At 69.9% G+C, this 12735-nt stretch carries 8 protein-coding genes and 2 pseudogenes; 7 read left to right on the top strand and 3 right to left on the bottom strand.

Translation table 11 applies throughout. The annotated features are described in order from the left end of the window. The first annotated feature begins 343 nt into the window (after positions 1 to 343). The 4 genes from A6302_RS16835 to A6302_RS16820 all read left to right on the top strand — a co-directional run bounded on the left by A6302_RS16835 (position 344) and on the right by A6302_RS16820 (position 3693). Complete coding sequence (locus A6302_RS16835; protein ID WP_069308010.1) at positions 344 to 832, top strand: MarR family winged helix-turn-helix transcriptional regulator; 489 nt, start codon at positions 344 to 346, stop codon at positions 830 to 832. A gap of 250 nt (positions 833 to 1082) precedes the next feature. Further along, positions 1083 to 1544: an HlyD family secretion protein gene (locus A6302_RS24785; RefSeq protein ID WP_069308009.1), complete on the top strand. Its 462-nt coding sequence runs from the start codon at positions 1083 to 1085 to the stop codon at positions 1542 to 1544. Next, positions 1541 to 2140, top strand: coding sequence for an HlyD family secretion protein (locus A6302_RS24780; RefSeq protein ID WP_069308008.1), 600 nt, complete (start codon positions 1541 to 1543; stop codon positions 2138 to 2140). The genes A6302_RS24785 and A6302_RS24780 overlap by 4 nt, the downstream gene beginning before the upstream one ends. After that, the gene (locus A6302_RS16820) at positions 2137 to 3693 is read left to right on the top strand and encodes a DHA2 family efflux MFS transporter permease subunit (protein ID WP_069308007.1); all 1557 of its coding nucleotides are present in this window, start codon (positions 2137 to 2139) and stop codon (positions 3691 to 3693) included. Before A6302_RS24780 ends, A6302_RS16820 begins: the two co-directional genes overlap by 4 nt. Before the next feature lie 27 nt (positions 3694 to 3720). Here the strand turns inward: A6302_RS16820 and treZ are convergent. The 3 genes and pseudogenes from treZ to glgX form a co-directional block, all read right to left on the bottom strand. Then, positions 3721 to 5540, bottom strand: a pseudogene (gene treZ, locus A6302_RS16815) (malto-oligosyltrehalose trehalohydrolase). A gap of 41 nt (positions 5541 to 5581) precedes the next feature. Beyond that, complete coding sequence (gene treY / locus A6302_RS16810) at positions 5582 to 8368, bottom strand: malto-oligosyltrehalose synthase (RefSeq protein ID WP_069308005.1); 2787 nt, start codon at positions 8366 to 8368, stop codon at positions 5582 to 5584. An 11-nt stretch (positions 8369 to 8379) separates the two neighbouring features. After that, positions 8380 to 10445 (bottom strand): annotated as a pseudogene (glgX, locus tag A6302_RS16805) (glycogen debranching protein GlgX). A 230-nt stretch (positions 10446 to 10675) separates the two neighbouring features. Here glgX and A6302_RS16800 point away from each other — a divergent pair. From A6302_RS16800 to A6302_RS22350, 3 genes are all read left to right on the top strand, one after another. Next, positions 10676 to 11374, top strand: a complete 699-nt coding sequence (locus tag A6302_RS16800) for a response regulator transcription factor (protein ID WP_245294115.1) — start codon at positions 10676 to 10678, stop codon at positions 11372 to 11374. Continuing rightward, positions 11371 to 11994, top strand: a complete 624-nt coding sequence (locus A6302_RS16795) for a sensor histidine kinase N-terminal domain-containing protein (protein ID WP_069308003.1) — start codon at positions 11371 to 11373, stop codon at positions 11992 to 11994. The genes A6302_RS16800 and A6302_RS16795 overlap by 4 nt, the downstream gene beginning before the upstream one ends. Next, on the top strand, positions 11994 to 12735 hold a 742-nt coding region (locus tag A6302_RS22350), incomplete at its 3' end, for a HAMP domain-containing sensor histidine kinase (RefSeq protein WP_245294117.1). The genes A6302_RS16795 and A6302_RS22350, both read left to right, overlap by 1 nt.

Genomic DNA, 12735 nt, shown 5'->3' with positions numbered 1-12735 from the left:
CGGGGATGACCCTGCGGCCCGATGGTGATGCGGCCTTCGACACTCCGCGCGCCCGGCCTCGTCCTTCGAGACGGCCGCTTCGCGCCCTCCTCAGGATGAGCCCTTCGGGATTTTCACATTTGACGCAGTGGCTTGCTCTTTGCCCTCACCCTGAGGAAGGCGCGAAGCGCCTGTCTCGAAGGGCGAGGGGAAAGCCACCTCTGGCTGCTTCCTGCCCGGTCTGAACCTTCGGTTCACCATCTCACGGCCCGACGGGATCGTGTGACCCCCGATCACGCCAATATGATATGAATACCTTACGACCAGTATTGATGATCGTAAGCATGCACATCATATTCGCCTCATGACGAACGACCCCACCAGAACCCTCGGCTATCTCCTCCACGACACCACCCGGCAGATGCGGCGGCGGCTGGACCGGATTGCCGCACAGCACGGCCTGACCCGCGCCCAGTGGCAGCTGCTGGCCGTGCTGTCGCGCGACGACGGCAGCAATCAGGCAACGATCGCCGAGCGGCTCGATCTCGAGCCGATCTCGGTCTGCCGCCTCGTCGACCGCATGGAGGCCGGCGGCCTGGTCGAGCGCCGCGCCGACCCGGACGACCGCCGCATGCGCCGGATCTTCATGACCGACGTGGCCCGCCCCGCCTTCGCCGCGATCCGCCACGCCGCAGACAGCGTCTTCGAGGAGGCCTTCGCCGGCTTCTCCGCGGCCGAACGCGGCACGCTGATGACGCTGCTGGAGCGCTGCAACGCCAATCTCTCCGAGGCCCCGCCGACGGCCGGCGACACCGCCGAGCCGTCGGCCACGATCGGCCGCGCCGTCGCCTGACGACGGCCCCGCGCCCCCCCGGCCGCGCCTCCACCTCACCGCATGATTTCCGATTCCAGGCACCCGCCATGGCCACCGCCGAACAGACCACCCCGACGTCCCCCTCCCCGCCGCGCTCGCCCCTGAACGGGCGCCTGCACCGGCGCCCGAAGCCGCGCCCGAGACGCCGGCGACGGCTGTCGCCGAGGCCGCCCCCGCCGAAGCCACGGAGCCCGCGCCGCGCAAGGGCGGCCGTCTGCGCTGGCCGCTGATGCTGGCGCTGCCGCTGCTGATCGCGGTCGGCGGCGGCTATGTCTGGGCGACCGGCGGTCGCTTCGAGGAGACCGACAACGCCTATGTGAAGCACGACATCGTCACCGTGAGCGCCGACGTCGCCGGCCGCATCCGCGATGTGGCCGTGGCCGAGAACCAGCCGGTGAAGGCCGGCGACGTCCTGTTCCGGATCGACGACGCGCAATACCGGATCGCGGTCGAGGCCAAGAAAGCGGCGCTGGCCGCCGCCCGGCTCGACGTCCAGCAATTGAAGGCCGCCTGGCGCAACGCGGTGGCGGCGCAGAAAGCCGCGACCGACACGGTCGGCTACCAGCAGACCGTGTTCGACCGGCAGCAGAAGCTCGTTTCCGCCGGCACCGCCTCGCAGGCGACCCTCGATACCGCCCGCCACGACCTCCAGACGCCCGCCAGACCCTCATCCAGGCCGAGCAGAGCGTGAATGCCGCCCTCTCCGGCCTTGGCGGCGATCCCGACATCGACGTCGACCGTCATCCGCTGGTGCTGCAGGCCGCCGCCGCCCTCGACCAGGCCCGGCTCGATCTCGCCCATGCCACCGTCACCGCGCCCGCCGACGGCATCGTCAGCGAGGTCGGCAGCCTCAAGGTCGGCCAGTATCTGAGCGAGGGCACGGCGGTCGCCAGCCTGGTGGAGACCGGCGACACCTGGATCGAGGCGAATTTCAAGGAAACCCAGCTGACCCACATGTCCGTCGGCGACGCGGTGACCCTCACCTTCGACGCCTATCCCGACATGGCGGTGACCGGCACCGTCCAGAGCCTTGGCGCCGGCACCGGCTCGATCTTCTCGATCCTGCCGGCGGAAAACGCCACCGGCAACTGGGTCAAGGTCGTGCAGCGCGTGCCGGTCCGCATCGCCCTCGACGATCAGGGCATGGCCCGGCAACTGGCCTCGGGCCTCTCGGCCATTGCCGAGGTCGACACCGGCTGGCAGCGCCCGCTGCCGGCGCCGATCCGCACCGCCCTCGACGCCGTCGGCCTTGAGGCGGCCAGCGCCGCGGAGGTGACCGCGAAATGACCGCCGCCGCCACCCCGGCGGCGCCCCGGGACGGGGAGGTCGCCAACCGCGGGCTGATCACCCTCTCGATCATGCTCGCGACCGTGATGCAGGTGCTGGACACCACCATCGCCAATGTCGCCCTGCCGTCGATGCGCGGCAGCCTCGGCGCCTCGCAGGACAGCATCAACTGGGTGCTGACCTCCTACATCGTCGCCGCCGCGATCATGACGCCGATGACCGGCTGGCTGTCGGATCGCCTCGGCCGCAAGCGGCTGTTCCTGATCTCGGTCGGCGGCTTCACCCTGTTCTCGATGCTTTGCGGCCTGTCCGGCAGCCTTGCCGAGATGGTGGTGTTCCGGCTGATGCAGGGCGTGTTCGGCGCGGCGCTGGTGCCGCTGTCGCAGTCGGTGCTGCTCGACATCAACCCGAAGGAAAAGCACGGCCAGGCGATGGCCATGTGGGGCGCCGGCATCATGGTCGGCCCGATCCTCGGCCCGACGCTCGGCGGCTGGCTGACCGACGTGCTGGACTGGCGCTGGGTGTTCTACATCAACGTGCCGGTCGGCCTCCTTGCCTTCCTCGGCATCGCCGGATTCATGCCCGCCGTGGGCAAGCGCCTGCGCGGCTTCGATTTCCTCGGCTTCGCCCTGCTCTCGCTCGGTGTCGGCGCCTTGCAGATGATGCTCGACCGCGGCGAACAGCTCGACTGGTTCGCGTCCGGCGAGATCGTCCTCGAACTGGCGCTCGCCGTCTCCGCCTTCTGGATGTTCACCGTCCACACGCTGACCGCGAAGGACCCCTTCATCCATCCCGGCATCTTCAGGGACCGCAACTTCGTCACCGGCCTCGTCTTCATCTTCGTCGTCGGCATCATCCTGCTCGCCACCATGGCGCTGCTGCCGCCCATGCTGTCGCGGCTGTTCGACTATTCCTCGACCACCACGGGCCTCGTGCTCGCCCCGCGCGGCGTCGGCACGATGATTTCGATGCTGCTGGTCGGGCGACTGGTGCAGAAGATCGACGCGCGGCTGCTGATCCTCGTCGGCCTCGGCCTCACCGCCTGGTCGCTGCACATGATGACGCAGTTCTCGCCGCAGATGGACGCCTGGCCGCTGGTGGAAAGCGGCGTGATCCAGGGCCTCGGCCTCGGCCTCGTGTTCGTGCCGCTGTCGACCATGACCTTCGCCACCCTCGCCCCGCGCTACCGCACCGACGGCACCGCCCTGTTCTCGCTGATGCGCAACATCGGCTCGTCGATCGGCATCTCGATCGTCACGTCGCTGCTGACCCGCAACATCCAGATCAACCACGCGGTGCTCGGTGGCCATGTCACCGCCACAGACCCGGCGGTGCGCGGCCTCATCGAGGGTCTCGGCGGCTCGATCACCGATCCGGCGACCCTGTCGGTGCTGGATGGCATGGTCAGCGCGCAGGCGGCGATGATCGCCTATCTCGACGACTTCAAGCTGATGATGTTCGTCACGCTCGCCGCCGTGCCGCTGCTCCTGCTCCTGAAGGCCCCGGCGAAAAAGGGCGCCGCGCCGGGGGTGCCGGCGGACGCCCCGCACTGAGCCGGGAAGATGGCGGGGGGAGCCCCGTCAGTTCTCCACGCTCCAGCGCACCGACCAGCGGCCGAGCTCGCCGGCCGAGGCGCCTTCCCGGCCCTCGATCCAGATCGACCGGCCGGGCGCCTCGGGAAAGCCGTCCATGGTCTCGCCCGTGAGATTGGCGTGGAGATGCAGCATCGCCCCGCCGGCGAGGCGCCAGCGCACGGCGACGCCACCCGGCGCGATCACCTCGAACTGGCTGTCGCCGCCGGCAAGATCCGCCAGCAGCGGCGTCACATGGCGCTGGCGCGCGTCGAGGATGCGGTTGTACCAGGCCAGCCAGCCGGCATGGGGCTCGCGGATCGTCTCCGCCCAGTCGAGCACCGCCGAGCGGAAGGTGGTCTCGGCCACCGGATCGGGAATGGTCTCGCGCTGCTCGGGATCCCGGAATTCCGGGAAGCGGGCAAATTCGGAACGCCGCCCCTCGCGCACCGCGTCCGCCAGATCGCCGGAAAAGCCGACAAAGAAGGGAAACGGCGTCGAGGCCGCCCATTCCTCGCCCATGAACAGCATCGGGATCTGCGGCGACAGCAGATAGGCCGCGGCCGCGGCCCGCACCGGCTCGGGTGGGGTGGCTTTGGTGATGCGGTCGCCGAAGGCGCGGTTGCCGATCTGGTCGTGGTTCTGCAGGAAGGCGACGAAGGCGGTGGGCGGCAGGTGTCCGCTTGCCTCGCCGCGCGGCGCGCCGCGATAGGGCATCTCCTCTCCCTGGAAGGCGAACCCTTCGGCGAGCGCCCGGCCGAGCAGGTCGCTGCGGCCGATGTAGTCGGCATAATAGCCGGCGCTCTCGCCCGTCGCGGCGGTGTGGAGCACATGGTGGACGTCGTCGTTCCACTGCGCGGTGTAGCGGCGCGGCAGGCCGCCGGCATCGCGCGCCAGCAGCGCCGGGTCGTTTTCCTCGTTCTCGAGGACGAGATGGATCTGCCGGCCATCGGCCATCGCCGCGACGCGCGTCGCGATCTCGTCCAGAAGATGCACCGGACTGTCGTCGATGATGCCGTGGACCGCATCGAGCCGCAGGCCGTCGAAATGAAACTCCTCGAGCCAGTAGAGCACGTTGTGGACGACGAAGTCGCGCATCGGCCGGCTCGAAGGACCGTCGTAGTCGATGCCGTCGCCCCAGGGCGTCTTGTGCCGCGGCGTGAAGGCCGGGGCATAGAGCGGCAGGAAGTTTCCTTCCGGACCGAAGTGATTGTAGATCACGTCGAGCAGCACCATCAGCCCGCGCGCGTGGGCGGCGGCAATGAGCGCCTTCAGATCCTCCGGCCGGCCGTAGGCCGCGTCGGGGGCATAGGGCAGCACGCCGTCATAGCCCCAGTTGCGCGTGCCGCCGAATTCGCCGACCGGCATCAGTTCGATCGCGGTCACGCCGAGGCGGACGAGATGGTCGAGTCGGTCGATCACCGCGCGGAAGGTGCCCTCCTGCGTGAAGGTTCCGACGTGAAGCTCGTAGATCACCGCCTCGTGCCACGGCCGGCCGGTCCAGCCGGCATCCTCCCAGGCGAAGGCGGCCGGATCGACCACCTCGCTCGGGCCGAGCACGTCGTCCGGCTGGAAGCGCGAACCCGGGTCCGGCACCGCGGTTCCGTCCGGCAGGACGAAGCGGTAGCGCAGGCCGGCCGCGCCGGAGACGCGCGCCTCGTGCCAGCCATCGCGCCCGCCGTCATCGGCACCGACGGCGCGCCCTCGATCGCCACCGTGACCGAGGCCGCAAGCGGTGCCCAGAAGCGGAAGCGCACCTCGCCGTCCTCGATCACCGTTCCGAACGGCATCGTGTGCACGCGGCGCCGCGCGGCAGTGTCGTCCGTCATCGATCGGTCTCCGGTCTTTTCCACGCTCACCTGTGCGCCGCTCATGCGTCTTCATCCGCGTTGGCAAGGGCACGCACGCCGGAGGACGGCGCGGCGCCCGCCGCCACGTCCACGCCGGCCAGCAGCACCACCGCCGGCAGGTCGGCGAGAAGCTCGGACGGCGTCGGACCGGCGGAAAGGTCCACCGTGCCGGCGCCGAGCACGAGGCGCGCGGCACCGGTGCCGGCGATCGCCGGCGTTCCGGCCGGGACCCCGCGCGAGGGGAACCGCCGGGCGAGAACGATCAGGCGCTCGGCGCCATGCCGCCGCTCGAAGCCGATGATCTGGTCGGAGCCTGTGTCCAGCGGCAGGTAGTCGCCGGCGGCAAACAGCGCCGGCCGTTCGGCGCGAAGCGCCAGCAGCGCGGCAATCGCCCTGAGCTTGGCCGATCCGTCGCCGAGCGCCTCGGCGGCCGCAGGGGCCGATGGATCGTCCAGCAGGCGCTGGCGAAGCTCGAAATCCACCGGCCGCCGATTGTCCGGATCGACCAGGCTGAGGTCCCAGTGTTCCGCGCCGCGGTAGATGTCCGGCACGCCGGGCACCGTCAGCTTGAGCACGGTCTGGACGTAGGAGTTGACGGCACCGAGCCGGGCGATCCGCTTCTGGAACGGCAGGAAGGCGGCGCGGAACGGGGCCGAGGCGAAGGCGCGCTCGATGAAGGCTTCGACAACGGCCTCATAGTCGGTGTCGGGCGCCGCCCAGTTGCTGCGCACCTTGGCCTCGCGCACCGACTTCAGCATCGCCCCCGAGAGGCGGGCGCGGAAGTCGCCGAGTGCGGCATCGTCGACCTCGGCCTCGGAAGGCCACGCGCCGATCAGCAGCTGGTAGAGGAGATATTCGTCGTTGCGGGCAAACTCGCCGCCCTCCCCGCCCGCGGTCCCGGCACCCTCGCCGGCCAGGATCGCCGACCATTCGGTCACCGCGGCGGTGAATTCGTCGGCGACCTCGGCGAGGACCGCCAGCCGCGCCCGCGTGTCCTCGCCGCGCTTGGTGTCGTGGGTGGAGGTGGCGAGCATCGCCCCGGGCGTCTCGGCAAGGCGCCTAGCATTGGCCGTGTGGAACGCCTCGATGGTCGTGGTCGGCTCGGCCGGCTCGCCGCCGACCTCGTTGGCCGCGACGAAGCGGTTGAAGCGGTAGAAGGCCGTGTCCTCCAGCCCCTTGGCCATCACCGGGCCGGTGTACTGCTGGAAGCGCATGGCAAACGCCAGCACCTCCTGCCGGCTGTAGCCGCTGCCGGGCGCCGCCGTCAGCCGCGCGCTGAGCAGGCTGCCGAGGAAATCGAACACCGACGGGTCGAGCGCCCGGGCGTTGCGCCGCGCGCGGGTGATGGCGCCGTCCAGTTCCTTGAGATCCTGCGCGCAGGTGCCGTCCTCGGTGACATAGGTACGGTAGACCTCGAAGGCGGCGACGATCTCCTTCAGCGCCCGCCGGAGCACGTTCTGGGTGAAGTCCGCCGTGCGCGGACCCGAACGCGCGATGCGGGCGGCGTCGCGGGCGAGCGTGTTGAGCTCGCTCGCCATCTCGTCGTCCATGATCGCGAATTTCGAGGCGCGCACGATCTCCGAAAAGCGCGCCCGCTCGCCGGTGAAGCTGCGGTAGAAGGAGGTGATCCGGGCGTCGCCGGCCGGATCGGTCAGGAGGCCGGTGAGAAGGTTGGCGAATTCGTAGCCGGTGGTGCCGTCGGTGCCCCAGTCGGCGCGCAGGGTCTCGTGCTCGGCGAGGATCTTCTCCACCACCAGCCAGATCGGCCGCGGCGCGCGCTGGCGCAGGCGGTGACAATAGGTCTTCGGGTCGAGCAGCCCGTCGATATGGTCGATGCGCAGCCCGTCGAGCACCCCGCGCCCGATCAGGTCGAACACCAGCCGGTGCGCATGCTCGAACAGCTCCTCGTGCTCGATGCGGATGCCGGCGAGCTCGTTGACGTTGAAGAAACGGCGGTAGTTGATGTCGTCGGCCGCCACCCGGAAGAAGGCGACGCGCCAGACCTGTTCCTCGACCAGCCGGTCGAGCCGCGACCAGCTGTCGAGATCGCCCTCGCGCCCGGCAAAGCCGGCGAGCGACGCGTCGATCGCCGCCCGGATCTGCGGATCGGCGGCGAGGCGCGCCAGATCGCGTTTCAATTCGCGCGCCCGCCGCTGCTCGTGCGGATGGTAGGCGCTGAGATGGGTGAAGGCGTCGCCGAGCCGCTCGAGCGCGGCATGGCCGGTGCCGAGCACGGCGCCGTAGCAGTCCGGATGGATCGGCAGCTTGTGGGTGCCGTAGGCCCAGAGCGCGATCGAACCTTCCTCGGCATCGAAGCGCAGTTCGAGGCCGCCGCTCTCCAGCACCTTGCCGTAGTGGTCGCCCAGCACCGGGATCAGCACCTTGCCCTCGAGATGCGGCGCCTCGGGGAACCAGTCGATGTCGAACCAGCCGGCATAGTCGGACGAGCGGCCCCACTCGAGCACATCGAGCCAGTAGGGATTGTCGCTGCCGCCGATGCCCATGTGGTTGGGCACGAAGTCCAGCACCATGCCGAGCTCGTGGGCGCGCAGCGTCTCGACGAAGGCATCGAAGTCGGCCTTCGAGCCAAGCTCCGGATTGAGCTCGCCGTGGTCGACGATGTCATAGCCGTGGGTGCTGCCCGGGCGGGCCCTGAGGAACGGCGAGGCGTAGACATGGCTGACGCCGAGCCTTGCCACATAGGGCACGACGGCGGCCGCCTCGCGGAAGCCGAAGTCGGCGTTGAGCTGCAGGCGGTAGGTGGCCCGCGGGACGGGACGGGCGACGGAAGAGGACGTTTCGCTCATGCCCGGGCTCCTCAGACGAACAGCATCAGGGAGCGGGCAGCAAGCTCGACGATCTCGCCGCCGGCGGTGACGACCTCCGGCCCGTCGGGCGCGGCGGTGTCGATCACCGACGTCCACACGCCCTCGGCCCGCTCGGGGAGCACGAAGGGCACCGTCCCGTCGTGGGCGTTGAAGCAGATCACCACGTCGGACCAGACGTCCTGATGGGCGAGGTCGGCCCGCGACAGGCGCAGCGCGATGGAGTTGGCGCCGACGTCCTCCCACTGCTCATGGGTCTGCTCGCCGCCCGACGGGTTGAGCCAGGTGACGATCATGCCGTCGCGCCAGCTGGCGCGGTGGAGCAGCGGCTGGGCATGACGGATCGCCGTCATCCGCCGCACGAAGTCGGTCAGCGCCCGGCCGTCGTCGTCGATGCCCTCCCAGTCGACCCAGGAGATCTCGTTGTCCTGGCAGTAGCCGTTGTTGTTGCCCTGCTGGGTCCGGCCGAATTCATCGCCGGCGAGAATCATCGGCGTGCCCTGCGACACCAGCAGCGTGGCAAGCAGGTTGCGTTTCTGCTGCTCGCGGATCGCGCGGATGCCCGCGTCTTCGGTCGCCCCTCGGCGCCGTGATTGTAGCTGCGGTTGTCGGAATGACCGTCGTTGTTGTCCTCGCCGTTGGCGTCGTTGTGCTTGTCGGAATAGGAGACGAGGTCGTTGAGGGTGAAGCCGTCGTGGGCGGTGATGAAGTTGACGCCCGCCCACGGCCGCCGGCCGCGCAGGTCGTAGACGTCGCCCGAGCCGGTGACGCGGGCGGCAAGGTCGCCCATCACGCCTTCGGTGCCCTTCCAGTAGTCGCGCACCGTGTCGCGATACTTGTCGTTCCACTCCGCCCAGCCGGGCGGGAAGCCGCCGACCTGATAGCCGCCGGGGCCGATGTCCCACGGCTCGCCGACCAGCTTGAGCTTGCGCAGCACCGGATCCTGGCCGACCGCGTCGAAGAACCCGCCGCGCTGGTCGAAACCGTGCGGCTCGCGGCCGAGGATGGTGCCGAGGTCGAAGCGGAAGCCGTCTACCTCCATGTCGCTCGCCCAGTAGCGCAGCGAATCGAGCACCAGCTGCAGCACCCGCGGATGCGAGGTGTTGACCGTGTTGCCGGTCCCGGTGTCGTTGATGTAGTAGCGCGGCTCGCCCGGCATGGTGCGGTAGTAGCTGTAGTTGTCGATCCCCTTGAAGGAGAGGGTCGGCCCGAGCTCGTTGCCCTCGGCGGTGTGGTTGTAGACCACGTCGAGGATCACCTCGATGCCGGCGTCATGGAAGGCGCGCACCATCTGGCGGAAGCCGGCCAGCCCGTTCGGCCCGAAATAACGCCGCTCCGGCGCGAAGAAGGCCATGGTGTTGTAGCCCCAGAAGTTGCTGAGGCCCTTGTCGTGGAGATGGGCGTCGTCCGGGAAGGCATGCACCGGCATCAGCTCGATCGAGGTGACGCCGAGGCTCTTCACGTAGTCGACGATCGCCGCATGGCCCATGCCCTCGAAGGTGCCGCGCAGGTTCTCCGGGATCGCCGGATGCAGCTTGGTGAAGCCGCGCACGTGGGTCTCGTAGAAGATGGTCTGCGCCCACGGCACCTGGGGCTTGGGATGCTCGGCGCCGTCGCGGGCGGCGGGATCGACGACGACGCATTTCGGCATGCGGGCGGCGCTGTCGGCGTCGTTGAAGGAGAGATCCTTCTCCTCCGAATCGAGCGTGTAGCCGAAATGGTCGGGCGACCAGTCGACCGTGCCATGCAGCAGGCGGGCATAGGGATCGATCAGCAGCTTGTTCGGGTTGAAGCGGTGGCCCGCCTCCGGCTCGAAGGGGCCGTGGACCCGGTAGCCGTAGTGGGTGCCCGGGCCGACGCCCGGCAGATAGCCGTGCCACACCTCGTTGGTGTAGTCCGGCAGCGGGATGCGGTCGGTCTCGACCCCCGTGTCCGGATCGAACAGGCAGAGGTCGACACGGTCGGCATGGGCGGAAAACAGGGCGAAATTCGTGCCCTCTCCGTCGAAGGTCGCACCGAGGTCGGCATCGGACCCGGATTCGATGAGGCGCTGTGGCATATCTTTCGGCATGGAAGACCCTCGAGAGGCTGCGGCAATGATCAATTCCCGAAGCCCCTCCCGTGTTCGCACCTGCGAAGACGTTATTTTCCGGCATGCAGATGCCGGGCCGCCTGCATGCCGGCCGCAGGCCGGCGTCTCGCGCCGGCCGCGGCCCCGCCCTATGATAGTCTGTGCCACGGATGCGGCGGCGGGCCACACATGATCGGGACCATCGGCCGGAGCGCCGCGTGGCCGGGAGAGACGCGGGGACGGACGGCATGCGCCTGCTGCTGGCGGAGGATGCGGAGGATCTGGGTCAGGCCATCGAGCGTCATCTCGGACGCGGCGGCCATGTCGTGGAATGGGTGAAGAGCGGCACCGACGCGCTGCATCTGGCCGTCTCCGGCGACTTCGACGCCGTGCTGCTCGACCTCAACCTGCCGGGCGAAAGCGGCACGCGGGTTCTGGAAAGCCTGCGGGCCCGCGACAACCCGGTGCCGGTGCTGATCCTGACCGCCCGCGGCGAGATCGAGGACAAGATCCGTCATTTCCAGCTCGGCGCCGACGACTATCTGGTGAAACCCTTCGACCTGCGCGAGCTCGACGCGCGGCTCGCCGCCCTGCAGCGCCGCCGCTTCGGCTTTTCCGGCGGCAAGGTCGTGGTCGGCAACCTCCTGTTCGACGCCGACAGCCGAAGGGCACTGGTCGATGGCAGGCCGGTGGAGCTGTCGGCGCGCGAATACCGGCTGCTGGAGTATTTCATCGTCGGCCGCGGCCGGGTGCTCGCCAAGGAGCAGATCCTCGACCACCTCGTCGGCCTCGACGAGGAGATCGGCCTCAACGCGGTGGAGCTCTACGTCTCGCGCCTGCGCCGCAAGCTGGAGGGCGCCAGCCTGCAGATCCGCACGATCCGCGGCCTCGGCTACGTGGCGGAGGAAGCGCGGTGAGTGCGTTTCCGGCCAACACGACCCGCGAAGGCGGAGAGACACGCGAAAAGGCAAGCGGACAGGCGGCTGGCGGCATGCGGGGGCTGGCGCGCGGCCATTCGATCCAGCGCCGGCTGGCGATCGCCGGCGGCCTGTCGGTGCTCGCCTTCCTCGGCCTGATGGCGCTGGTCGTCCTGTCCTTCTCCGAGCGCGCCTCCAACGAGGCCTATGACCGGCTGCTGCTCGCCTCCGCCCAGTCGATCGCCGACGCGATCCGCATCAACGGCACGCGCATCGACGTGGACATGCCGATCCCCGCCTTTTCCATGCTGTCGATCGGCAAGGAGGACCGCATCTTCTACCGTGTCACCGAGGAGCCGGGGGCGACCATCACCGGCTATCCCGACCTGATGCCCGGCCTTGCCTTCGCCCACGGCACCGACCAGGCCTTCGCCGACGGCCGCCATCTCGGCGAGCCGGTGCGCGCCGCCGCCACCCGCCGGCTGATCAGCGCCGGCGGCGAGCCGCGCCGCATCGTCGTCGTCGTCGCCGAGACCCGCGAGAGCCGCGAGGCGCTGGCGGCCGAGATCCGCACCTATGCGCTGCTGCCGCTGCTGGCGGTGTGTCTCGCCGCGTGGTGATGATCCCCTTCTCGATCCGCCTCGCCCTCCGGCCGCTCGCGACGCTGGAGGCCATGGTCAAGCGCCGCGATCCGGCCGATCTCGGCCCGCTCGACCCGCCCTCCATGCCGGCCGAGATCGCGCCGCTGGTGGAGGCGCTCGACCGCTTCGTCGGCCGCCTGCGCGAGACGCTGGACCGCAACCGGGAATTCATCGCCGAGGCCGCCCATCAGTTGCGCACGCCGCTCGCCAGCCTGCGCGGCATGGCCGAGATCGCGCTGGCCGAGAAGGATCCGGACGCGCTGCGCGACCAGGTGGCGCGCATCCACCGCAATGCCGCCGCCGCCGCGCGGATCACCGCCCAGCTTCTGGCCGATGCCGCCGTTGCCAACCGCCTGCAGATCGGCAGCCGCGTGGCCGTGCGGCTCGACCGGCTGGCGGCCGAAGCCGTCAACGACGCGGTCGGCTTTTCCGGCGACCACGCCATCCGCTTCGATGTCGAGGAGGAGGCCGAGGGCGCGACCGTGACCGGCGACGCCGGCGCCCTGCGCGAGGCCGTGCGCAACCTGATCGAGAATGCCATGATCCATGCGGCAGCCGGGACCAGCGCCGCGGCGATCGACGTGACCGTGGCCCGCACCGCGGACGGCGCGGCGGCGGTGATCGTCGCCGACCGCGGCCCCGGCATCCTCGAGGCCGACAAGGCCCGCGTCATGCGCCGCTTCGAGCGCGGCAGCGGCGCGTCGGAACCGGGCTCCGGCC

It is taken from the genome of Methylobrevis pamukkalensis (genome assembly GCF_001720135.1).
GTDB lineage: Bacteria > Pseudomonadota > Alphaproteobacteria > Rhizobiales > Pleomorphomonadaceae > Methylobrevis > Methylobrevis pamukkalensis.
Note: the sequence above shows the minus strand (reverse complement) of the source record. Positions and strands in the feature narration are given on the sequence as shown.